Here is a 21,730-nt window from a genome sequence, read left to right as displayed (position 1 = left end):
GTTGCCTCTATCGACCTGTGAATACCGAGATTGAGGCGCCCGTCACCTGCGATTGCCCCGCCCTTCCGGCTCCTGACCAGCGGTTCCCAGCCATCCGGCCAGCTTTCCGCCTTGTCCGACCGCCCGCAGCCGCTTCTCCGCCGCGTCCCGCACCGGGTCGGTCGCGACCACCAGAAGCTCGTCACCGCGCTGCAGCACGGTCGTGGGCTGCGGCACGAACGATTCGCCGTTGCGAACGACGAGGGTGACCGCCGCCCCCGCGGGCATCCGCAGCTCGCCCACCTCGACGCCGTGCATCCGTGACCCCTTCGGGATGCCCACCGAGAGCAGATGTCCGCGAAGGCGCTCCAGGGGAGCCGACTCGATGCCCAGGTCGGCGGCGCCGGAGGAGTCGCCGAGGCGCAGCTTCTTGGCCAGCCAGGGCAGCGTGGGCCCCTGGATGAGGGTGTAGACGACGACCAGTACGAAGACGATGTTGAAGATCCGCTGGCTGTCGTCGACGCCGTTCACCATCGGGATCGTGGCCAGGATGATGGGCACGGCTCCGCGCAGCCCCGCCCAGGACATCAGGGCCTTCTCCTGCCAGGGCATGCGGAACGGCAGCAGGCTGGCGATGACCCCCAGTGGTCTGGCCACCATGGTCAGGATCAAGCCGATGATGATCGCGGGCCAGGTGTCGTCGAGCAGGTCGTGCGGGGTGACCAGGAGGCCGAGCAGGACGAACATGCCGATCTGCGCGATCCAGCCGAGCCCTTCGGCGAAGCCGCGCGTCGCGGGCCAGTGCGGCAGCTTGGCGTTGCCGAGGACCATCGAGGCGAGGTAGACGGCGAGGAATCCACTGCCGTGCGCCATGGCTCCGGCGGCGTAGGCGGCGACCGCGATGGCCATCACGGCGATGGGGTAGAGGCCGGACGCGGGCAGTGCCACGTGCCGCAGGCCGTAGGCGCCGAGCCAGCCCACCGCGATGCCGATCGCGGCACCGATCGCCAGCTCCAGGGCGATCTCGGCGACGAGGATGTACCAGTGCTCCACGGGACCCGCCGCGGAGAAGGCCACGACCAGGATCACCACGGGGGCGTCGTTGAACCCGGATTCAGCTTCCAGGATGCCCGTCACGCGCGAGGGCAGCGGTACCTTGCGCAGCACGGAGAAGACCGCCGCCGCGTCCGTCGAGGAGACCACCGCGCCGATGATGAGCGCCTGTCGCCACTCCAGGCCGACCAGGTAGTGGGCGCCCGCCGCGGTCACGCCGACGCTCACCGCGATGCCGGCGAGCGAGAGGACGGCGGCCGCGGGCAGAGCGGGTTTGATCTCTTTCCACTTCGTGCCGAGGCCGCCCTCGGCCAGGATCACGACGAGCGCCGCATAGCCTATGACCTGCGTCAGTTCGGCATTGTTGAAGCTCAGGTTGCCGACGCCGTCCTGGCCCATGGCAACGCCGATGCCGAGATACAGAAGCAGGCTCGGGAGACCGCTGCGCGACGAGATGCGGACCGCCGCCACGGCGACGAGCAGGACGAGCGAGCAGATGAGCAGAAGCTGGTTGAGGTCGTGGACAGTCAGGGGCCGTTCCTTCCAGCGCGCGAGCCAAGTACTTCGTTACCTTACCTAATTGTTAACGCTTCCTTGATGCCTTCGAACGCTCATGCGATACGCCGCCATGTAGTTTCCTGACGCCGTGTAGGTTCCAGACTCCGCGTCCGAGGCCACAGTGCCCTGCGCCTACAGTTGCTCCAGCGCTCCCACCACCGCCCAGCCAGCCCTGCCGCTCGCGTAAGGACAGCAAGGACAGCGATGCCCTCGAATACCACCGCCTCTTCCGGTCATAAGTCCGGCAAGAAGAAGGGGCGCCGAGCCCGCCTCATCGTGATCGTCCTGGTCCTGGCCATCGTGGCGGGCATCGGTTACGGCGCCTACTGGAGCGTCGACACGGTGCGCGCCTCCTTCCCGCAGACGAAGGGGACGATCAAGCTCGACGGTCTCTCCGGCCCCGTGGACGTGAAGCGCGACGGCAACGGCATCCCGCAGATCTACGCCGAGTCCGACGCCGACCTCTTCATGGCACAGGGCTTCGTCCAGGCCCAGGACCGCTTCTGGGAGATGGACGTCCGCCGTCATACGACCTCCGGCCGCCTCTCCGAGATGTTCGGCAAGAGCCAGGTGAAGACCGACGAGTTCCTGCGGACGCTCGGCTGGCACCGGGTGGCGCAGAAGGAGTACGACTCCAAACTCTCGCCGAAGACGAAGAAGTACCTCCAGGCGTACTCCAAGGGAGTCAACGCCTACTTGAAGGGCAAGAGCGGCAAGGACATCTCCCTGGAGTACGCCGCGCTCGGCTTCACCAACGACTACGCGCCGCAGGAGTGGACCCCCGTCGACTCGGTGGCGTGGCTCAAGGCCATGGCCTGGGACCTGCGCGGCAACATGCAGGACGAGATCGACCGCTCCCTGATGACCAGCCGCCTTGGCCCGTCGCAGATCAAGGACCTCTACCCGGCTTACCCGTACGCCCGGAACAAGCCCATCGTCCAGGAGGGCGCCCTCAACAGCGCCACCGATGAGTACGACGGCAAGGGCAGCGCGGGCAGCCAGTCGCAGTCGCAGACCGACGGCGCGGCCGGCACGGGCCTCGCGGGCAACGCCCAGGCCCCCGACGGACTCCAGTCCCAGCTGTCGGGCCTCTCCGACATCCTGGACAGCGTCCCGGACGCGGGCCTCGGCCCGAACGGCAACGGCATCGGCTCCAACTCCTGGGTGGTCTCCGGTGACCACACGATCACCGGAAAGCCCCTCCTGGCCAACGACCCGCACCTGTCGCCCCAGCTGCCCTCCACCTGGTACCAGATGGGCCTGCACTGCCGGTCGCTCTCCAAGGACTGCCAGTACGACGTCTCGGGCTACACCTTCGCGGGGATGCCCGGCGTGGTCATCGGCCACAACAAGGACATCGCCTGGGGCATGACGAACCTCGGCGCCGACGTCACCGACCTCTACCTCGAGAAGTTCGAGGGCGACGGCTACGCGTACGACGACAAGGTGCTGCCCTTCAAGACCCGGGTGGAGACCATCAAGGTCGCCGGCGGCAAGCCGAAGAAGATCACCGTCCGGGAGACCGACAACGGCCCCCTGCTCTCCGACCGCGACGACGAACTGGTGAAGGTCGGCAAGAAGGCCACCGTCGACAGCGCCGCCCCCGACCGGGGCGACGGCTACGGAGTCTCGCTGCGCTGGACCGCGCTGAAGCCCGGCAAGTCGATGGACGCTGTCTTCGAGCTCAACAAGGCGAAGGACTTCGCGGGCTTCCGCAAGGCGGCCGCTTCTTTTGAAGTGCCCTCGCAGAACCTGATCTACGCGGACCGCGACGGCCACATCGGCTACCAGGCACCGGGCAAGATCCCGGTCCGGGGCAAGGGCGACGGCGCGCTGCCCGCGCCCGGCTGGGACTCCGACTACCGCTGGACCGGCTACATCCCGCAGTCCGCGCTGCCCTACGAGTACGACCCCGAGCGGGGTTACATCGTGACCGCCAACCAGGCCGTCATCGGCAAGGACTACCCGTACAAGCTCACGGCGGACTGGGGCTACGGGGCGCGCAGCCAGCGCATCACCGATCTGATCCAGTCGAAGATCAAGAACGGTGGGAAGGTCTCCACCGAGGACATGCGCACGATGCAGATGGACAACAGCAGCGAGATCGCCAAGCTGCTCGTGCCCAAGCTGCTCAAGATCGACGTCAAGGACAGCTACGTCCGCGAGGCGCAGAAGCTCCTGGAGGGCTGGGACTACACCCAGGACGCCGACTCGGCGGCAGCCGCGTACTTCAACTCGGTCTGGCGCAACATCCTCAAGCTCTCCATCGGCAACAAGCTGCCCAAGGAGCTGCGGGTCAAGGGCCAGTGCCTGAACGTCGAGCCGGCCGGCAACACGGGCCCGGCCGACGAGGCCGAGCCGGTGCGCGAGTGCGGCCAGCGGGACGCGGAATCCGCGCAGCCCGACGGCGGCGACCGCTACTACGAAGTGATCCGGTCGATCCTCGACGACGAGGACAACGACTGGTGGAAGTCGCCCAAGACCCGCACGGACTCCGCCACCAAGACCCGCGACCAGCTCTTCGGCCGGGCCATGGAGGACGCGCGCTGGGACCTGACGGCCAAGCTCGGCAAGGACGTCGACACCTGGAGCTGGGGCCGCCTGCACCGGCTGACCCTGAAGAACCAGACCCTGGGCGTCGAAGGCCCCGGCTGGCTCCAGTTCATGCTCAACCGCGGCCCGTTCAAGCTGGGCGGCGGCGAGGCGGCGGTCAACGCCACCGGCTGGAACGCGGCGGGCGGCTACGGCGTGCAGTGGGTGCCGTCGATGCGCATGGTGGTGAACCTCGACGACTTCGACAAGTCCAAGTGGATCAACCTCACCGGGGCTTCGGGGCACGCCTACAGCGCGCACTACACCGACCAGACCAACAAGTGGGTCAAGGGCGAGCTGCTGCCGTGGTCCTACTCGGAGGACGCCGTCAAGAACAGCACGAACGACACGCTGGTGCTGCGGCCGTGAGCTGACACCCGCACCACCGAAAAGGGCCCTCCACGCGCGCGTGGAGGGCCCTTTTCGGTACTGCGTGACCTCAACGGAAGCGGCGGGCTCCCGACGGGGTCACCACCGCGTGCACGGGCTTGTCGTGCGGCTCCCGGGGGACGCGGGCGACGACCTCCGTGTCGTACAGGAGCACCACCAGGGCGGGATCGGCCCCGGCCCGCCCGAGCCGGGCGAGCACCCTGTCGTACGACCCGCCGCCGCGCCCGAGCCGCATGCCGCCCTCGTCCACGGCCAGGCCCGGCAGCAGCACGGCGTCCGCCGCCACGACGGCATCGGGGCCGAGCCGCGCCCCGGAGGGCTCCAAGAGCTCGATCTTTCCGGGGTGTTGTACGCGGGCCAGCGAGTCCGCGCCCGCATAGGCCGCCCAGTCCAGGTCGTTGTCCTCCATGAGCACCGGCAGCAGGACCCGCGTCCCGCGCGCGTGGAGCGCGTCCAGGAGCGCGCGCGTCCCCGGTTCGCTCCCCACGGAGACGTACGCCGCGACCGTGCGCGCTCCGGAGAGCTCCGGCAGATCCAGTGCGCGGTCGGCGAGAACCGCGGCGGCCTTCTGCGCGTCATCCCTAGTCAACCGGCGTCTCACCGCGAGGATTTCTCCGCGCAACGTGCGCTTGGTTGGCTCGGCGGGGCCGGTTTCTTGCATGGTGCGCTCACAAATCCTTCCAGGTGCGCTCATATGAGAACAAAATGTCCTGAGACACAGATTTCGCACATACTCACCGGTTATGGTTACGGACATGACTGAGTCTCACCCCCCGCGGATCAGCAAGGCTGTCATCCCCGCAGCAGGTCTCGGCACCCGGTTCCTGCCGGCCACCAAGGCCACTCCGAAGGAGATGCTGCCGGTCGTCGACAAGCCGGCGATCCAGTACGTGGTCGAGGAGGCCGCCTCCGCCGGCCTCGACGACGTCCTCATGATCACGGGCCGCAACAAGCGGCCCCTCGAGGACCACTTCGACCGCAACTACGAACTGGAGTCCGCCCTCCTGAAGAAGGGCGACGAGGCGCGTCTCGCGAAGGTCCAGGAGTCCAGCGACCTCGCGACCATGCACTACGTACGCCAGGGCGACCCCAGGGGACTCGGTCACGCCGTCCTGTGCGCCGCCCCGCACGTCGGCAACGAACCCTTCGCGGTGCTCCTCGGCGACGACCTGATCGACCCGCGCGACCCGCTGCTCGCCCGCATGGTCGACGTCCAGGAGCGGCACGGCGGCAGCGTCATCGCCCTCATGGAGGTGGCCCCGGAGCAGATCCACCTCTACGGCTGCGCGGCGGTGAAGCCGACCGACGACAGCGACGTCGTCGAGATCACCGGTCTGGTCGAGAAGCCCGACGCCGCGGACGCCCCCAGCAACTACGCCATCATCGGCCGGTACGTCCTTGACCCGCACGTCTTCGACATACTGCGCAAGACCGAGCCGGGCCGAGGCGGCGAGATCCAGCTCACCGACGCCCTCCAGCAGCTCGCGGCGCAGTATCAATCAGCGGATGATGTCGCGGGGAAGGCCGGCGGCCCCGTGCACGGCGTCGTCTTCAAGGGCCGCCGCTATGACACCGGCGACCGGGGCGACTATCTGCGTGCCATTGTCAGACTCGCGTGCGAACGTGAAGACCTGGGCCCGGACTTCCAGGCCTGGCTTCGCAGTTACGTGTCCGAGGAGATGTAGCACTTTGAGCAGCAGCGCGACGACCGAAGTCACCGGCCAGGACCACGTCTGGTCGGTGAGCGAGCACCTGGACGACATCCTCGGATCCGTCCGGCCCCTGGAGCCCATCGAGCTCCAACTCCTCGACGCCCAGGGCTGCGTCCTCGTCGAGGACGTCACGGTGCCCGTCTCGCTGCCGCCCTTCGACAACAGCTCCATGGACGGTTACGCGGTCCGGGTCGCCGACATCGCGGGCGCGAGCGAGGAGTTCCCCGCCGTCCTCACCGTCATCGGTGACGTGGCCGCCGGCCAGGGCGAGCAGCCGGAAGTCGGCGCGGGCCAGGCCGCACGCATCATGACCGGCGCCCCGCTCCCGCCCGGCGCCGAGGCGGTCGTCCCCGTGGAGTGGACCGACGGAGGCCTCGGCGAAGGCCCCGTCTCCGGGATGCGCGCGCACAGCGCCGCCCCCGAGGGAGCTTCCGGCGAGGTCCGCGTGCACCGCCCCGCGGAGGCACGCGCGCACGTGCGGGCGCGTGGCAGCGACGTCCGGGCCGGCGACCGCGCCCTGACCGCGGGCACGGTCCTCGGCGCCCCGCAGATCGGCCTGCTCGCCGCGATCGGCCGCGGCACGGTCAAGGTGCGCCCGCGCCCCCGCGTGGTCGTCATGTCCACCGGCAGCGAACTGGTCCAGCCCGGCGAGGAATTGGCCGAGGGGCAGATCTTCGACTCCAACAGCTTCGCCCTCACCGCGGCGGCCCGCGAGGCCGGAGCGATCGCCTACCGCGTCGGCGCGGTCGCCGACGACGCCGAGACACTGCGCTCCACCATCGAGGACCAGCTGATCCGCGCCGACCTCGTCGTCACCACGGGCGGCGTCAGCGTCGGCGCGTACGACGTCGTGAAGGAAGCCCTCTCCTCGGTCGGCGACGAGGACGAGGACGGCAGCGGCATCGAGTTCCGCAAGCTCGCCATGCAGCCGGGCAAGCCGCAGGGCTTCGGCTCCATCGGCCCCGACCACACCCCGCTGCTCGCGCTGCCGGGCAACCCCGTGTCGTCGTACGTCTCCTTCGAGATCTTCGTGCGTCCCGCGGTGCGCGCCCTGATGGGCCTCCCCGACGTCCACCGGCCCACCGCGCGCGCGGAGCTCGCCGCCGACAAGGCGCTGACGTCGCCCGCGGGAAAGCGGCAGTTCCTGCGCGGTCAGTACGACGCGGAGGCGGGCACCGTGCGCCCCGTGGGCGGCGCGGGCTCCCACCTCGTCGCGGCCCTGGCGCACGCGAACGCGCTGATCGTCGTCCCGGAGGACACCGCGTCGGTGGAGCCGGGCGCCGACGTCGAAGTGGTCCTGCTCGGCTGAGAGTGCCCTTCGCGCGGTACGGTGTCGCGCACATAGGCCCCCCGCGCCGCACCGCGAGAGGGCCCGGACCGGGAGCGCCACAGCACATGAGTACGGATCAGGGACTGACGCACATCGACGAGGCGGGCGCCGCCCGCATGGTCGACGTATCCGCGAAGGACGTGACCGCGCGCACCGCGAGCGCCAGTGGCCGCGTCCTGGTCTCGCCCCGCGTGATCGAACTGCTGCGCGGGGAAGGCGTCCCCAAGGGCGACGCCCTGGCCACCGCGCGGATCGCGGGCATCATGGGCGCCAAGCGCACGCCCGACCTGATCCCGCTCTGCCACCCGCTGGCCGTCTCCGGCGTGAAAGTCGACCTCTCCGTGGCGGACGACGCCGTGGAGATCCTGGCCACGGTGAAGACGACGGACCGCACCGGCGTCGAGATGGAGGCCCTCACCGCGGTGAGCGTCGCCGCCCTCACGGTGATCGACATGGTCAAGGCGGTCGACAAGGGCGCGGTCATCACGGACGTACGCGTCGAGGAGAAGTCCGGCGGCAAATCCGGGGACTGGAGCCGCGAAGGAGCGGGCGCATGACGGCCTACCGCGCTCTCGTCGTCACGGCCTCCAACCGCGCGGCCGCCGGGGTATACGCCGACCGGGGCGGACCGCTCATCGCCGAGGCACTGACCGCACTCGGCTTCGAGGTCGAGGGCCCCCGGGTGGTCCCTGACGGCGACCCCGTCGAGCAGGCCCTGCGCGAGGGCGCCGAAGCCGGATACGACGTGATCCTCACCACAGGCGGCACCGGCATCTCGCCCACCGACCGCACCCCCGAGGCCACCCGCGCCGTCATCGACCACGAAGTGCCGGGCATCCCGGAGGCCATCCGCGCCTACGGCAGGGAGAAGATCCCCACGGCGTCGCTGTCCCGCGGTCTCGCCGGCGTCGCCGGTCGCACCCTCATCGTGAACCTGCCGGGCTCCACCGGCGGAGTACGGGACGGCCTGGCCGTCCTCGAGCCCCTGCTGACGCACGCCGTCGAGCAGCTCCGGGGCGGCGACCATCCCAGACCCCAGGGTGGTGCGAGCTGAACAGCCCTTCCTGGCCCGTCGAGCTGACGGACGGCGATGTCGCCCTCCGTCCGATAAAGATGCGCGACCAGCGGCCCTGGCGTGAGGTCAACCGCCGCAACCGGGACTGGCTGCGCCCCTGGGAGGCGACGATCCCGCCGCCCGGGCCCAGCGGCCCGATCGTGCACCGCCCGACGTACCGCCAGATGGTCCGGCATCTGCGCGCCGAGGCGCACGCCGGGCGCATGCTGCCTTTCGTGATCGAGTACCAAGGGCGGCTCGTGGGGCAGTTGACGGTCGCCGGGATCACCTGGGGATCGATGTGCTCGGGCCATGTCGGCTACTGGGTCGACCAGTCCGTGGCGGGCCGCGGCGTGATGCCGACCGCCGTCGCCCTCGCGGTCGACCATTGCTTCCGGTCGGTCGGGCTGCACCGTATCGAGGTGTGTATTCGCCCCGAGAACGGGCCGAGTCGCCGGGTCGTGGAGAAACTCGGATTCCGCGAGGAGGGTCTTCGTCCACGCTATCTCCACATCGACGGCGCCTGGCGCGACCATCTTGTCTTCGCGCTCACCGCGGAAGAGGTACCGGAAGGGTTGCTGCGGCGCTGGCACCAGGCAAGACCCCGGAAGACCGCGTAAATAGAATAAGTGTTTGAAAATGATCGGTGATCGACCGTCTGGGGCCTGACTTGATCCCCCCGGAGTATTAATTTCACGGTCTCGGTGGCCTGTTGATCGCATCAGTCACAAAAAAAGTTCGAGATATCAGCCAGATCGTGCGACACACCGGCGCAATTGGCAGATGGCCTCAAGCAAACCCCTCTACCGTGTGAGGCGTGAGCAGCAGCGGCCTCATCTACGCAGTCATCGTCGGGGCCTGGGCCGCCTACTTGGTGCCGATGTGGCTCCGTAGGCAGGACGAGCTCAATGAAGCCCGTCCGACGGAACGCTTCAGCACCGCCATCCGGCTCCTGTCCGGACGGGCGGGGATGGAGCGCCGATACGCCAAGGACCTGCAAGCGCGCTCGCCTGAAGAGGAGGAGTCGCGCGACCCGGACGACATCACCGGCTCGGTGGACGTCCGGGCCTTCGTCGCGCCTCCGCGCAGGCAGGACGGGCAGGTCGGGCAGGTCGGGGAGGGGGAGCGGTCCGAGCCGCAGGGCAAGGCGCCGAAACCACGGGCGCAGCAGGCCTCGGACAAGGAGTCCTTGCCCCATCAGTCCTCGGCGCGGCACCAGGCGCGGCCCGCGGCGAAACCGCCGGCCAAGCCCTCCGTGCAGGCCCGCGTCGACGCCCCGGAGCCGACCCCGGCCCCGACCGGCGCCGCGTCCCGGCAGTCGGCCGCCCGGCGGGCCGCGTCGGCGGAAGCCGCCGCGCGCGCCCGGCGCACGAAGGTGCTCGCCCGTCGTCGGCGTACGACAGTGATGCTGTTCGTCGCCTTCACGCTCGGCACGGTCGTCGCCGCGGTGGGCGGTCTCGCGTTCCTCTGGGCACCCGCCGTACCGGCCGCGCTCCTGAGCGCGTACATCGTGTACCTGCGGGGCCAGGAGCGGCGCCGCTTCACCTACACCATGGACCGGCGCCGGGCCGAGGTCGCGGCGCAGCAGCTGCGGGAGCGCCAGCCGCGCAGGCGTGCGGCGGGCGGCGGCGCGGAAGCGGTCGCCGACGACGCGGAGGAAGGATCCGGGCCGGAAACCGGGACCGGGCTCTCCGCACTCGCCGCGGACCGCCGCGCCCTGGTCGAACAGACCGACCACGCGGAGTGGGTGGACCAGCAGCGCGAGCGGCAGCGCCGCCCCGGTCACGGCGACAGCTGGGAGCCGGTGCCGGTGCCCCTGCCGACGTACGTGACCGCGCCGGTCGCCCCGCGGGCCACCGGTGACGTCGACCTGAGCGCGCCCGACTCCTGGAGCTCGGCACGGTCGAGCTCCGTGGGGCCCGCGGCCGACGAGGCGCACGCGGAGGCGCACGGCGAGGCGGAGACGGGCGAGTACGGCGAGGGCGCGGCAGGTGCCGAGGGCGCGGACGGAACCGATGGCCGCAGTGACGCGCGCCGGGCCGCGTCCGCCCGCCGGGCCCGCGAACGGGGGCGTACGCCGCTCTTCGACCAGTTCGAAGAAGGGGAGCGGCCGCGTGCCGCCAACGAGTGAGGCCTGACCAGCCAGGAACGGATTTCCGAGCACCCCAATCGGGATGCTAGAGTTTCACTCGTTGCAAGGGCCTGTGGCGCAGTCTGGTAGCGCACCTCGTTCGCATCGAGGGGGTCTGGGGTTCAAATCCCCACAGGTCCACTGCACATGAGATCCCGTCCGGTTCATCGAACCGGGCGGGATCTTTGCGTGTGGCCGGCGAGGGCTACAGCGGCTTCACGTAGCAGCGGCTCAGGTTCTCGAAGCGGTAGTGGCCGAACTTGGCGGGGGCGGGGGTGTAGCCCGTCGACGTGTAGAGGGCTATCGCCTCCGGCTGCTTCGTGCCCGTCTCCAGGACCATGCGCGTACGGCCCGCGGACCTCGCGTCGTCCTCGAGGACCGCAAGGATGCGCCGGGCCAGGCCGAGGCCGCGCGCCTCCGGGGTGACGTACATGCGCTTGATCTCGGCGTCGCCGATTCCGTAGCCCTCGTCGTTCTCCTCGTGACCGCGCCAGCCGCCGGTGGCCACCGGGGTGCCGTTCTCGTCGTACGCGACGATGTACAGCCCTCGCGGGTGCGCGAACATGGCCGGGTCGAGGGGTGTGACGTCGCCCTCATCGCCGTACCGCTCCGCGTACTCGAGCTGGACGCGGTCGTTGAGCTTGATCGCGTCGGGGTGGTCGAAGGGGGTGGGGCGTAGCTCTACGGCGGGCCGCTGCGGCGAGGGCTGAATATTCATGCGGGACATCGTACTTCTATGCGTGAGAAGGTGGGCGCCCATTTTCCGGGTGCCCCTGCCGGGGCCCGCACGGGGTGTGCGGGTCTCCGTCAAGTGTGCCGGTATCGTTCCCGGATGCTCACCGTGACCAGTGTGAATGTGAATGGGCTGCGCGCCGCGGCCAAGAAGGGCTTCGTGGAGTGGCTCGCCGGGACCTCGGCCGACGTGCTCTGCCTCCAGGAGGTGCGGGCCGAGCCGCAGCAGCTGCCCGAGGAGGTGCGGGCCCCCGAGGGGTGGCACGTCACGCACGCGCCGGCCGCGGCCAAGGGGCGCGCGGGTGTCTCCCTCTATACGCGCCGCGAGCCTGACCGGGTGCAGGTCGGGTTCGGGTCGCAGGAGTTCGACGGCAGCGGGCGCTACGTGGAGGCCGATCTGCCCGGTGTCACGGTCGCGAGCCTCTATCTGCCCTCCGGCGAGGTCGGCACGGAGCGGCAGGACGAGAAGATCCGCTTCATGGGGGAGTTCCTCACGTACCTGAAGGGGCTCAGGCAGCGGGCCGCCGCCGAGGGGCGCCAGGTCGTGGTCTGCGGTGACTGGAACATCGCGCACCAGGAGCCCGACCTCAAGAACTGGAAGGGCAACAAGAAGAACTCGGGCTTCCTGCCCGAGGAGCGTGCCTGGCTCAGCGAGGTCTTCGAGGAGGAGGCCGGGTACGTCGACGTGGTGCGCAAGCTGCATCCCGACGTCGAGGGGCCCTACTCCTGGTGGTCCTACCGGGGGCGCGCCTTCGACAACGACACGGGCTGGCGGATCGACTACCACGTGGCGACGCCGGGGCTCGCGGAGCGCGCGGTCAAGGGGACCGTGGAGCGGGCCGCAAGCCACGGCGAGCGGTGGTCGGATCACGCGCCCGTCACGGTGGTCTACGACATGTGAGTCCGCGCGGCGCCATGGCATGTTGCGAGCGCGTACCTGACAATGACTCAACTGCCAGCCGTGTGGGGGAGACTTCATGTCCGGTGCGTCGATGCCGTCTCGTCGGGGTGTGCTGCTCGGGGCGCTGGTCGCCGGGGTCGGGGCGGGGCTGCCGCTGGCCGCGGGATCGCCCGCGGGGGCCTCGGCCGGTACTCCGGGCGGGGTGCCACGCCGTACGCCGCCCGTGCTCCTCACCGAGCAGGCGTCCCGGCGGATTCTCGTGCTCGACCCGCGGCGCAGGGTGTGGGACGTGCGGCGTGATCCGTCCGTCGTGCGGTGGGCGTTCTCGCCGACGCGGCACGAGGGGTACGAGGATCTGCGGCCGGACGTCAGCTGGGTGTATCCGAACGAGTCGAAGGTGCGCCGGGTCAAGGGGCGTACGTACGTCCTGACCTCCGCGTCCTTCGGGTTCGTCGCCGTCGTCGGCTATCCCTCGGGCGAGCGCTACTGGGGTGCGGCGCTCGGTCCCGGCGACGATCTCTTCAATCCGCACAGCGCAGAGATCCTGCCGGACGGCAATGTCGCGGTGGCGTGCAGTACGGGCGCGCTGGTGAGGCTGTACGCGGCGTCGCAGGGGCCGCGGGCCGCGCGGTATGCCGAGGCGGAGCTCAAGGGGGCGCACGGGCTGCACTGGGACGGTGTGCGCGAGGTGCTGTGGGCCCTCGGCGACGACGAGTTGGTCACGTACGAGGTGGGCGGGACGCGGGCTCGGCCCGCGCTGACGCGGCGGTCCTCCGTCGGGCTTCCGGTCGGGACGCCGGGGAAGACGCCCGGCGGGCATGATCTCTTTCCCGTCGCCGGGCGGCCGGGGCGGCTCTGGGTGACCACGAACGCGGCCGTCTTCCAGTACGACATCAAGAGCGGGGCCTTCGTGCGGGACTTCGCCGGGGCCGGGGAGATCTCCCGGAAGTCCGTGAAGGCGGTCGGGGACGATCCGCGGACGGGGCAGGTGCTTTCCACCGTGCCGGAGGCCGGGCTCGAAGAGACCTGGTGGACCACCAAGGTGAGCGTCCACCGGCCCCGGGGGGAGTACGAGCTGGTCGACGGGGGGATCTACAAGGCCCGGTGGTTCTTGCCGCGGTAGGGGCGGGGGACCTTTCGGGCGGCGTTCCGGGCGGCCTTGATACGGCCAGGCCCGGCTAGTGTTCTTCCGGCTTCTCCGACGCCAGCCTGCGGTCCAGCGCCATCGACAGTTCCGCCTCCACCACGCTCTTCGCCAGCGGGCGCAGGCGTTCGATGCTTACGTTGCCCGCCTCGGGCGGTGTGTGGGTGCGGATGATGGTGATGAACAACTCCGCGAGCGCGTCCGCGTGTTCGCGTACGCGCTGGCCCGCTTCCAGGACCGCCGCCAGCGGGATGCCCTCGCGGACCAGTGCCGACGAGACGTCCAGGAGGCGGCGGCTCACGTGGACGATCTCGTCGCCGTCCGTGCCGAGGTAGCCGAGGTCCATGGCCGCGGCGAGGTTCTCGGGGGTGACCTCGCCCGCGAAGCGGTCGGCCAGTTCCTCGGGAGTGAGGCGGACCGGGGTCTCCTCCGTGGGTTCGCCCATGCCGAGGAGCTCGCCGACGTCCCGGCCGTTCTCGAAGGCCTCCGCCAGTTCCGCGATGCCGCTCAGGGTGTGGCCGCGCTCCAGGAGTGCGGCGATCGTGCGCAGTCTGGCCAGGTGGTGGTCGTCGTACCAGGCGATACGGCCCTCGCGGCGGGGCGGCGGGATCAGACCGCGCTCACGGTAGAAGCGCACGGTGCGCACTGTGATGCCGGCGACCTTGGCCAGCTCCTCCATGCGGTACTCGCGTGTCTCTGCCACGGCAGCAGCCTATGTGCTGCCGGATCGCGCGTGCGTTCGGTCGAGCTCTACCGGCGGTAACTCGGTACGCCAGACCCCTACCCATCAGTAGGCAGGTGTTCTACTCTCCCAATTGCGCCAGTGGTCACTGGCAGAGTCGTGATGCAGTTCGGGAGGCGGCGGCATGACCGAGGACGAGCGCCAGCAGGAGCGCGAGCAGGGGCGCGAAGGTGGTCGCGCACACGAACATGTGCGGGTTGCGGTGATCGGGTCGGGGTTCGGCGGGCTCGGGGCCGCGGTCCGGCTGCGCCGCGAAGGCATCACCGACTTCGTCGTCCTCGAACGGGCCGGCGCGGTGGGCGGCACCTGGCGTGACAACAGCTATCCGGGCTGCGCGTGCGACGTGCCTTCACACCTGTACTCGTTCTCCTTCGCGCCCAACCCCGACTGGCCGCGCACCTTCTCGGGCCAGGAGCGCATCAGGGAGTACCTGGAGCACGTCGCCGACACCTTCCGGCTGCGCTCGCACATCCGCCTGAACACCGAGGTCGAGCTGATGCGCTGGGACGCGGACCGGCTCTGGTGGGAGATCGAGACCAGCAACGGCACCCTCACCGCCGACGTCGTCGTCTCCGCCACCGGGCCGCTCTCCGACCCGAAGCTGCCGGACATCCCCGGCCTCGACACCTTCGAGGGCAAGGTCTTCCACTCCGCCCGCTGGGACCACGACTACGACCTGCGCGGCAAGCGCGTCGCGATGATCGGCACCGGCGCCTCCGCCATCCAGATCGTGCCCGCCATCCAGCCCGAGGTCGGCAAGCTCACGCTCTTCCAGCGCACCCCGCCCTGGGTGATGCCGCGCATGGACCGCGCCATCAGCAAGGCCGAGCGCTGGCTGCACCGCCGGCTGCCGTTCACCACGCAGGCAAGGCGCGGCATCCTGTGGGGCATAAGGGAGTTGCAGGTCCAGGCGTTCACCAAGCGGCCGAACGAGCTCGGCGCGGTCGAGCAGCTCGCCAAGCGGAACATCGCCCGCGCCATCAAGGACCCGGCGCTGAGGGCCAAGCTGACCCCCTCGTACCGCATCGGGTGCAAGCGGATCCTGCTGTCCAACACCTATTACCCGGCGCTCGCGCAGCCCAATGTGGACGTCGTCGCCAGCGGGCTCAGCGAGGTCCGCGGCAACACCGTCGTCGCCGCGGACGGCACCGAGACCGAGGTCGACGCGATCATCTTCGGTACGGGCTTCCATGTGACGGACATGCCGATCGCCAACCGCGTGGTGGGTCCCGACGGCGTGACGATGATGGAGACCTGGAAGGACGGGATGAAGTCGCTGCGCGGCGCGACCGCGGCCGGCTTCCCCAACTTCATGACGGTCATCGGGCCGAACACCGGTCTCGGCAACTCCTCGATGATCCTGATGATCGAGTCCCAGCTGAACTATCTCGCCGACTACATGCGGCAGTTGGACGTACTGGGCGACCGGGCCGCGCTCGCCGTGCGGACGAGCGCCGTGAACGCCTGGAACGACAAGGTCCAGGAGCGGATGAAGCGCACCGTGTGGAACACCGGCGGCTGCAACAGCTGGTACCTCGACGAGAACGGCGTGAACACCACGATCTGGCCGGGCACGACGAGCGAGTTCCGTAATGCCACGCGGCGGGTGGATCTCGCCGAGTACGAGGTGGTCCGGCCGCCCCGGGTGAGTGCGGACGCGGCGGCGCCGAAGTCCCGTAAGACGAAGAAGGTCGAGGCAGGGGCATGAGCAGGCTGACGCATGTGACGAGCGGCCCGTTCGCGCCGCCGCCCGCCGCCGGGGAGCTGACCGTCGTGTCGGCGGACGGCGCGCGGCTGCACGCCGAGGTGCACGGCCCCGAGGGGGCGCCCGCGGTGGTGCTCGTGCACGGGTGGACGTGCTCGACCGCCTTCTGGGCGGCGCAGATACGTGACCTCGCCGTCGATCACCGTGTGATCGCGTACGACCAGCGGGGGCACGGGCGCAGTGCGGCGCCGGACGGCGTGGAGGGCTACAGCACCACCGCCCTCGCGGACGACCTCGAAGCCGTCCTCGCGGCGACGCTCGCTCCGGGCGAGCAGGCGGTGCTCGTCGGGCACTCCATGGGCGGCATGACGATCATGGCCGCGAGCACGCGGCCAGGGTTCCGGGAGCACGCGGCGGCGGTTCTGCTGTGCAGCACGGGAAGTTCGCGGCTCGTCGCCGAGTCGCTCGTGGTGCCACTGCGGGCCGGGTGGCTGCGGACGCGGCTGACGCGGTCGGTCCTCGGTGCGAAGGCGCCGCTGGGTCCGGTGACGCCGATGGCCCGAAAGCTCCTCAAGTACGCGACGATGGGGCCGGGTTCGGCGCCCGAGCGGGTCGAGGTGTGCGCCCGGATCGTGCACGGATGCCCGCGGGTGGTGCGCTACCGCTGGTCGCACGTGCTCGACGAGCTCGCACTCGACGCGGGCGTCCTTGAGCTGACGGTGCCGACCGCGGTCATCGCGGGCACGGCCGACCGGATGACGCCCGTCGCGGGCGCGCGCCGGATAGCCGGGATGCTGCCGGACTCCCTCGGTATCACCGAGCTGCCGGGCCTTGGCCACATGACGCCCGTCGAGGCGCCGGAAGCGATCACGGACAAGATCAGGGACCTCGTGAAGAGGTACGCGGGAGCCGGCGAGCAGCGGGTTCAGGGGCTAGAGGGGAGCAGCGCATGAGCAAGGTCAGCCTGGAGGGTCAGGTCGCGGTCGTCACCGGGGCGGCGCGGGGCGTGGGTGAGCTGCTCGCGCGCAAGCTCTCGGCGCGGGGCGCGAAGATCGCGCTCGTCGGTCTCGAACCGGACGAGCTGAAGCAGGTGGCGGGGCGGCTGCACACCGAGGCCGAGGCCTGGCACGCGGATGTCACCGACCATGTCGCGATGGCCCGGGTCGCGCAGGAGGTCAAGGAGCGGTTCGGCAAGGTCGACATCGTCGTCGCCAACGCGGGCGTCGCCAACGGCGGACCGTTCACCGAGTCCGACCCCGTGGCCTGGCGCCGGGTGATCGAGGTCAACCTCATCGGCAGCGCGGTGACGGGACGGGCGTTCCTGCCGGTCCTTACGGAGAGCCGGGGCTATCTGCTCCAGATCGCCTCGCTCGCGGCGATCACTCCGGCGCCGATGATGTCGGCGTACTGCGCGTCGAAGTCGGGCGTCGAGGCGTACGCGCACTGCCTGCGGGCCGAGGTCGGCTACAAGGGCGTGAAGGTGGGCGTCGGTTACCTGTCCTGGACGGACACCGACATGGTGCGGGGCGCCGACCAGGACGACGTGATGCGGGAGTTGCGCCAGCGCCTGCCGTGGCCGTCCAATAAGACCTACCCGCTGGGTCCGGCCGTCGACCGGATCGTCGCCGGCATCGAGCGCAGGTCCAGCCACGTGTACGCGCAGTGGTGGCTGCGGGGCATGCAGGGCATCCGGGGTTACCTGCCGGCACTCATCGGCACGGTCGGCCAGCGCGAGATGCGGCGGTTCGAACCCCGGCTCGGGTCGGTCTCCACGGGGCTGGTGGGCGCGGGGGGTTCCGCCGACGAACAGGCCCGTACCGGGCGGTAGTCGAGACCCGGCGTCCGCGCCGCACGCAGCGATGAGGCCCCCCGGCGTCCCGGGGGGCCTCATCCGTTCAAGCTCGGCTCGACGTCAGGCGTCGTAGTCCCGGTTGAACTTGTCCTGCTGCTCCTGCGCGGCGTCGCGGGCCCGGTCCTGGCCCTGCGAGCTGCGCTCGCCCGTCTCGTCCTGCGCCTGCGAAGCCCGCTCGCTCGCCTCGTCCTTCGCGCCGCCCATGGAGTCCTTCGCCTTGTTGGCGAGCTCGTCGGCCTTGTCCTGGAACTGGTCCTTGATGCCCATGCTTGTTCACTCCTAGAGGGTGAGGTTGGAGGGGCCTCGACCAGACTTACACGGTGGGTCATACCTCGCATTTCGATCATTGACGGGCAGTGACCGACCGGGAAAAGCCCACGTCAGCCGTCGCGCGGCGGCAGCTTCGGGCGCCGGCGGTCCGGTACGTCGTCGAGGCTCGGCGGAGTCGCCGCCGGCTGTTGTTCCAGGAGGTCGAGCGCCAGCCGCACCGCGTCGTCGAGCTGGGCGTGCCGCCCCTCCGCCCAGTCCAGGGGCGTGCGAAGCACCTCAAGATCCGGGGCCACGCCGTGGTTCTCCACGGACCAGCCGTACTCGTCGAACCACCCCGCGTTCATCGGCACCGTGATCACCGTGCCGTCTCCGAGCACGTGCCGCCCGGTCATGCCCACCACGCCGCCCCACGTGCGCTGGCCCACCACGGGGCCGAGGCCGAGCAGCTTGAAGGCCGCCGTGATCATGTCGCCGTCCGACGACGTGGCCTCGTCGGCAAGGGCCACCACGGGTCCGCGCGGCGCGGCCGACGCGTACGACACCGGCTGGGCGTTGCGCGTCAGGTCCCAGCCCAGGATCTTCCGCGTCAGCTTCTCGACCACCAGCTCGCTGATGTGGCCGCCCGCGTTGCCGCGCACGTCCACGATCAGCGCCGGGCGCGAGACCTCCATGCGCAGGTCCCGGTTGAACTGGGCCCAGCCCGAGCCGCCCATGTCGGGGATGTGCAGGTAGCCGCACTTCCCGTCGCTCAACTCCCGTACGACCTCACGTCGTTTGGCCACCCAGTCCTGATAGCGCAGGGGGCGTTCGTTGATGAGGGGGACGATCGCGACCCTGCGTGGCCTGCCTTCCGCCTCGGCCGCCTCGAACGTCAGCTCCACCGTCGTGCCGCCCGCCGCCGCGAGCAGCGGGAAGGGGCCCGTGACCGGGTCCACCGGGCGGCCGTCGATGTGCGTGAGGACCGCGCCCTCGCGGATGCCCGCGCCCGCGAGCGGCGAGCGTGCCTTGGAGTCGGACGATTCGCCGGGCAGGATCCGCTTGACCAGCCATTTGTTGTCCCGGCAGACCAGGTTGGCGCCGAGCAGTCCCATCGCACGCTGGTAGTGCGGCGGTCCTTCGTTGCGGCGGGCGGCGGAGACGTACGCGTGGGAGGTGCCCAGTTCGCCGAGGACCTCGCGGAGCAGGTCGGCGAACTCGTCGGGGGACGCGACCCGGTCCACCAGGGGCCGGTACTGGTCGAGGACCGCGGGCCAGTCGATGCCGCACATGTGCGGCTCCCAGAAGTAGGCGCGGATGAGGCGGCCCGCCTCGTCGTAGGCCTGGCGCCACTCGGCCGCCGGGTCGACCTCGTGCAGGATGCGGCGCAGGTCGATCCAGACGGTCGTGTCGCCGTCGCCGACCTCCGTCGAGGGGACCGCGCTCAGGTCGCCCTCGTCGACGACCACGAGCCGTGTGCCGTCGCCGCTGAGCGCGAACCAGTCGAGATGGTCGACCAGGGCGGACTTCTTGGCCTTGGTGATGTTGAAGTACTCCAGGGTGGGGCGGCCCGAGGTGTCCGCCGGGTTGACGAACGTCTCGCCCAGGGCGCCCGAGATCGGCCAGCGCAGCCAGACCAGGCCGCCGCCGCTGACGGGCTGGAGGGCGGAGTACTTGGACGCCGAGACCGGGAACGGCGTCACCCTGCTCTCCAGGCCCTCCACCTCCACGATCACGGTGCCGTCCTGCGCCCTGCCGTCGGCCGGATCGAGCCCGCCCGCGGCCGGGCGGCCGTCGGGGGAGAGGGCGAAGGGCGACGGAGTGGCCGATGACAGCGGCACCAGGTAGGGGCGGCACCCGAGCGGGAAGGAGAGGTCGCCGGTGTGCACGTCGTAGACCGGGTCGAAGCCGCGCCAGGACAGGAAGGCGAGATAGCGGCCGTCCCGCGTGAAGACCGGGTTCTCGTCCTCGAAGCGGCCGTTGGTGACGTCGACGATGATGCGGCAGCCGGGCCCTTCGATGCGGGCCATCTTGATCTGGCGGAGGGAGCGGCCGATGCCGGGATGCGACCACGTCAGCCACGCCCCGTCCGGCGAGAACGCCAGGTCGCGCACCGGGCCGTTGGTGGAGACGATCAGCTCCGTCACCTCGCCGTCGGACTCCTCGGTCGCGTCGACCAGGAGGAGCCTGCCGTCGTTCGACGCGATCGCGAGCCGTTCGCCCTCGGGGTCGGAGACCAGTTCGAGGACCCGGCCGAGCTTCCCCTGCGCCAGCCTGCGCGGCAGACGCGCACCGCTGGCGCGCGGCAGATAGGCGATCTCGACGGCGTCCTCGCCCTCCGCGTCGGTGACGTAGGCGACCTGCCCGCCCTTTCCGAGCATCTCCGGGAGCCGCACGCGCACGCCGGGGGTGTCCGTGATGGTGCGGGCGGGCCCGTCCCGGTGCGTGAGCCAGTACAGGCTGCCGCGTACGACGACGGCGCTGGCCCGGCCCGTCGCGTCCACGGAGAGCGAGTCGACGTGCTGCGCGGCCGGCACCTGGTAGATCCGCCGCCCGGCGCGCGGCCCGCCGAGGCGCACGTCGAGGCGGCGCGGCGCGGAGCCCGGGGACAGGTCGTCCACCAGCCAGACCTCGCCCGCGCACTGGTAGACGACGCGGGCGCCGTCGCTGGACGCGTGCCGGGCGTAGAAGGTGTCGTGGTCGGTGTGCCGCCGCAGGTCGGAGCCGTCCGGCAGGCAGGAGTAGAGGTTGCCGACGCCCTCGTGGTCGGAGAGGAAGGCGATCCTGCCGTCCACGAACATCGGGGCGTCCAGATGCCCGTCGAGGTCGGGCAGGATCTGCACGCCGTGCATCCACAGGCGGCCCATGGCCCCGCCCCGGTAGCGCTTCCAGGCTGCGGGCTCGTGCGGAGGCTTACCGGTGAGCAGGAGCGTCTTGCGTTCGCCGTCGATGTCGTTGACCGCGATGTCGTACACCGGACCCCAGGGCAGCTTGCCGCCGGGCGAGCCGTCGGTCGGCACGCTGTAGGCCCAGCAGAAGTACGAGAAGGGCTGGTTGTGCGAGGAGACGGCGAGGATGTCGCCGTCGGGGGACCAGCCGCAGACGCGGGTGTCCGTGCTGCCCCAGTAGGTGAGACGCCGGGCGGGACCGCCGGCCACCGGGGCGAGGTGGATCTCCGGGTCGAGACTGCGCCATGTCGTGTACGCGATGTGGCGGCCGTCCGGCGAGAAGCGCGGGTGGCTCACCTTGGTCCGGTCGACGGTCAGCCGCCAGGCCCGGCCCGCGGGCTCGCCGTCCCCGCTCAGCGGGGCCACCCAGAGATCGTCCTCGGCCGCGAAACAGAGGCGGTCGCCGCTGAGGTGCGGAAATCGCAGGTAGGCCTGGTCGGCGTGGTCAGCATGGGCTTCATCGCGCGCGTCGGTCACTTCACCATGCTTTTCCGGTGCGGAGGGCCCGGCAACTCGTACATGGGGTCGGACGGGTGGGTACGCGTGTGCGGAGGGGGGCGGGCCGCCGTGACGCAGCACACGTACGAAACGGTTTCGTTTCGTTAAGTCGCCGGGTACAGTCATGGCGTACGGAACGGGTTCGACCCCGGCCCGCAAGGGT

At 70.5% G+C, this 21,730-nt stretch carries 18 protein-coding genes and 1 tRNA gene; 13 read left to right on the top strand and 6 right to left on the bottom strand.

The genetic code is table 11. The features are described from left to right. Positions 1 to 42: 42 nt before the first annotated feature. On the bottom strand, positions 43 to 1,563 hold the full coding sequence (locus IE226_RS24920) for a potassium/proton antiporter (protein WP_190083656.1): 1,521 nt from the start codon (positions 1,561 to 1,563) through the stop codon (positions 43 to 45). A 231-nt stretch (positions 1,564 to 1,794) separates the two neighbouring features. Here IE226_RS24920 and IE226_RS24915 point away from each other — a divergent pair, with 231 nt between their 5' ends. Next, positions 1,795 to 4,551: a penicillin acylase family protein gene (locus IE226_RS24915; protein WP_190083577.1), complete on the top strand. Its 2,757-nt coding sequence runs from the start codon at positions 1,795 to 1,797 to the stop codon at positions 4,549 to 4,551. 70 nt (positions 4,552 to 4,621) lie between these two features. On the opposite strand, the gene IE226_RS24910 is transcribed toward IE226_RS24915, so the two are convergent. Further along, a complete protein-coding gene (locus IE226_RS24910) occupies positions 4,622 to 5,233 on the bottom strand; it encodes a 5-formyltetrahydrofolate cyclo-ligase (protein ID WP_190083576.1) in 612 nt (203 codons plus the stop codon). Between the two features lie 94 nt (positions 5,234 to 5,327). On the opposite strand from IE226_RS24910, the gene galU reads away from it, so the two are divergent. From galU to IE226_RS24875, 7 genes are all read left to right on the top strand, one after another. Next, positions 5,328 to 6,257 carry a UTP--glucose-1-phosphate uridylyltransferase GalU gene (galU, locus tag IE226_RS24905; RefSeq protein WP_190083575.1) on the top strand — a complete coding sequence of 310 codons (930 nt, stop codon included), beginning with the start codon at positions 5,328 to 5,330 and terminating at the stop codon, positions 6,255 to 6,257. A gap of 4 nt (positions 6,258 to 6,261) precedes the next feature. Next, a complete protein-coding gene (glp, locus tag IE226_RS24900) occupies positions 6,262 to 7,593 on the top strand; it encodes a molybdotransferase-like divisome protein Glp (RefSeq protein WP_229871519.1) in 1,332 nt (443 codons plus the stop codon). Positions 7,594 to 7,679: 86 nt separating this feature from the next. After that, positions 7,680 to 8,171 carry a cyclic pyranopterin monophosphate synthase MoaC gene (moaC, locus tag IE226_RS24895; RefSeq protein ID WP_190083573.1) on the top strand — a complete coding sequence of 164 codons (492 nt, stop codon included), beginning with the start codon at positions 7,680 to 7,682 and terminating at the stop codon, positions 8,169 to 8,171. After that, positions 8,168 to 8,668, top strand: a complete 501-nt coding sequence (locus IE226_RS24890) for a MogA/MoaB family molybdenum cofactor biosynthesis protein (RefSeq protein WP_190083572.1) — start codon at positions 8,168 to 8,170, stop codon at positions 8,666 to 8,668. Before moaC ends, IE226_RS24890 begins: the two co-directional genes overlap by 4 nt. Beyond that, complete coding sequence (locus tag IE226_RS24885) at positions 8,665 to 9,288, top strand: GNAT family N-acetyltransferase (protein WP_268251292.1); 624 nt, start codon at positions 8,665 to 8,667, stop codon at positions 9,286 to 9,288. Before IE226_RS24890 ends, IE226_RS24885 begins: the two co-directional genes overlap by 4 nt. Before the next feature lie 197 nt (positions 9,289 to 9,485). After that, complete coding sequence (gene sepX / locus IE226_RS24880) at positions 9,486 to 10,799, top strand: divisome protein SepX/GlpR (protein ID WP_190083570.1); 1,314 nt, start codon at positions 9,486 to 9,488, stop codon at positions 10,797 to 10,799. A 67-nt stretch (positions 10,800 to 10,866) separates the two neighbouring features. Further along, positions 10,867 to 10,940 (top strand) — tRNA-Ala (locus tag IE226_RS24875). Positions 10,941 to 11,004: 64 nt separating this feature from the next. Here the strand turns inward: IE226_RS24875 and IE226_RS24870 are convergent. Further along, the gene (locus IE226_RS24870) at positions 11,005 to 11,517 is read right to left on the bottom strand and encodes a GNAT family N-acetyltransferase (protein ID WP_190083569.1); all 513 of its coding nucleotides are present in this window, start codon (positions 11,515 to 11,517) and stop codon (positions 11,005 to 11,007) included. 114 nt (positions 11,518 to 11,631) lie between these two features. Here IE226_RS24870 and IE226_RS24865 point away from each other — a divergent pair, with 114 nt between their 5' ends. Further along, the gene (locus IE226_RS24865) at positions 11,632 to 12,432 is read left to right on the top strand and encodes an exodeoxyribonuclease III (RefSeq protein WP_190083568.1); all 801 of its coding nucleotides are present in this window, start codon (positions 11,632 to 11,634) and stop codon (positions 12,430 to 12,432) included. 91 nt (positions 12,433 to 12,523) lie between these two features. Further along, positions 12,524 to 13,555 carry a DUF6528 family protein gene (locus tag IE226_RS24860; RefSeq protein WP_229871518.1) on the top strand — a complete coding sequence of 344 codons (1,032 nt, stop codon included), beginning with the start codon at positions 12,524 to 12,526 and terminating at the stop codon, positions 13,553 to 13,555. A gap of 55 nt (positions 13,556 to 13,610) precedes the next feature. Here IE226_RS24860 and IE226_RS24855 read toward each other — a convergent pair whose 3' ends face one another. After that, positions 13,611 to 14,255 (bottom strand): MerR family transcriptional regulator, encoded by a 645-nt coding sequence (locus tag IE226_RS24855; RefSeq protein ID WP_190083655.1) that lies wholly within the window; start codon positions 14,253 to 14,255, stop codon positions 13,611 to 13,613. 187 nt (positions 14,256 to 14,442) lie between these two features. Here IE226_RS24855 and IE226_RS24850 point away from each other — a divergent pair, with 187 nt between their 5' ends. From IE226_RS24850 to IE226_RS24840, 3 genes are read left to right on the top strand one after another with little or no spacing between them, the layout of a single operon-like run. Further along, a complete protein-coding gene (locus tag IE226_RS24850) occupies positions 14,443 to 16,026 on the top strand; it encodes a flavin-containing monooxygenase (RefSeq protein WP_190083566.1) in 1,584 nt (527 codons plus the stop codon). After that, positions 16,023 to 16,976, top strand: coding sequence for an alpha/beta fold hydrolase (locus IE226_RS24845; protein WP_190083565.1), 954 nt, complete (start codon positions 16,023 to 16,025; stop codon positions 16,974 to 16,976). Before IE226_RS24850 ends, IE226_RS24845 begins: the two co-directional genes overlap by 4 nt. Continuing rightward, the gene (locus IE226_RS24840) at positions 16,973 to 17,851 is read left to right on the top strand and encodes an SDR family oxidoreductase (protein WP_190083564.1); all 879 of its coding nucleotides are present in this window, start codon (positions 16,973 to 16,975) and stop codon (positions 17,849 to 17,851) included. Before IE226_RS24845 ends, IE226_RS24840 begins: the two co-directional genes overlap by 4 nt. A gap of 84 nt (positions 17,852 to 17,935) precedes the next feature. On the opposite strand, the gene IE226_RS24835 is transcribed toward IE226_RS24840, so the two are convergent. Both IE226_RS24835 and IE226_RS24830 read right to left on the bottom strand, forming a co-directional pair. After that, the gene (locus IE226_RS24835) at positions 17,936 to 18,142 is read right to left on the bottom strand and encodes a hypothetical protein (protein WP_190083563.1); all 207 of its coding nucleotides are present in this window, start codon (positions 18,140 to 18,142) and stop codon (positions 17,936 to 17,938) included. A gap of 113 nt (positions 18,143 to 18,255) precedes the next feature. Next, entirely contained in the window at positions 18,256 to 21,546 is a 3,291-nt protein-coding gene (locus tag IE226_RS24830) for a S41 family peptidase (protein WP_190083562.1), read from the bottom strand. Positions 21,547 to 21,730 lie beyond the last annotated feature (184 nt).

Origin of the sequence: Streptomyces longisporoflavus, assembly GCF_014649775.1 — a bacterium.
In the GTDB taxonomy this organism is placed as follows: Bacteria; Actinomycetota; Actinomycetes; order Streptomycetales; family Streptomycetaceae; genus Streptomyces; species Streptomyces longisporoflavus.
The sequence above is the reverse complement of the archived record's forward strand: the minus strand, read 5'-3'. Positions and strand labels throughout refer to the sequence as shown.

What these genes read in the sequence shown, in the direction of transcription:
- IE226_RS24915 (WP_190083577.1), top strand. Translation starts at nt 1,795, where the DNA reads ATGCCCTCGAATACCACCGCCTCTTCCGGTCATAAGTCCGGCAAGAAG.
- IE226_RS24910 (WP_190083576.1), bottom strand. Translation starts at nt 5,233, where the DNA reads ATGCAAGAAACCGGCCCCGCCGAGCCAACCAAGCGCACGTTGCGCGGA.
- galU (WP_190083575.1), top strand. Translation starts at nt 5,328, where the DNA reads ATGACTGAGTCTCACCCCCCGCGGATCAGCAAGGCTGTCATCCCCGCA.
- moaC (WP_190083573.1), top strand. Translation starts at nt 7,680, where the DNA reads ATGAGTACGGATCAGGGACTGACGCACATCGACGAGGCGGGCGCCGCC.
- IE226_RS24890 (WP_190083572.1), top strand. Translation starts at nt 8,168, where the DNA reads ATGACGGCCTACCGCGCTCTCGTCGTCACGGCCTCCAACCGCGCGGCC.
- IE226_RS24870 (WP_190083569.1), bottom strand. Translation starts at nt 11,517, where the DNA reads ATGAATATTCAGCCCTCGCCGCAGCGGCCCGCCGTAGAGCTACGCCCC.
- IE226_RS24865 (WP_190083568.1), top strand. Translation starts at nt 11,632, where the DNA reads ATGCTCACCGTGACCAGTGTGAATGTGAATGGGCTGCGCGCCGCGGCC.
- IE226_RS24860 (WP_229871518.1), top strand. Translation starts at nt 12,524, where the DNA reads ATGCCGTCTCGTCGGGGTGTGCTGCTCGGGGCGCTGGTCGCCGGGGTC.
- IE226_RS24855 (WP_190083655.1), bottom strand. Translation starts at nt 14,255, where the DNA reads ATGGAGGAGCTGGCCAAGGTCGCCGGCATCACAGTGCGCACCGTGCGC.
- IE226_RS24850 (WP_190083566.1), top strand. Translation starts at nt 14,443, where the DNA reads ATGACCGAGGACGAGCGCCAGCAGGAGCGCGAGCAGGGGCGCGAAGGT.
- IE226_RS24845 (WP_190083565.1), top strand. Translation starts at nt 16,023, where the DNA reads ATGAGCAGGCTGACGCATGTGACGAGCGGCCCGTTCGCGCCGCCGCCC.
- IE226_RS24840 (WP_190083564.1), top strand. Translation starts at nt 16,973, where the DNA reads ATGAGCAAGGTCAGCCTGGAGGGTCAGGTCGCGGTCGTCACCGGGGCG.
- IE226_RS24835 (WP_190083563.1), bottom strand. Translation starts at nt 18,142, where the DNA reads ATGGGCATCAAGGACCAGTTCCAGGACAAGGCCGACGAGCTCGCCAAC.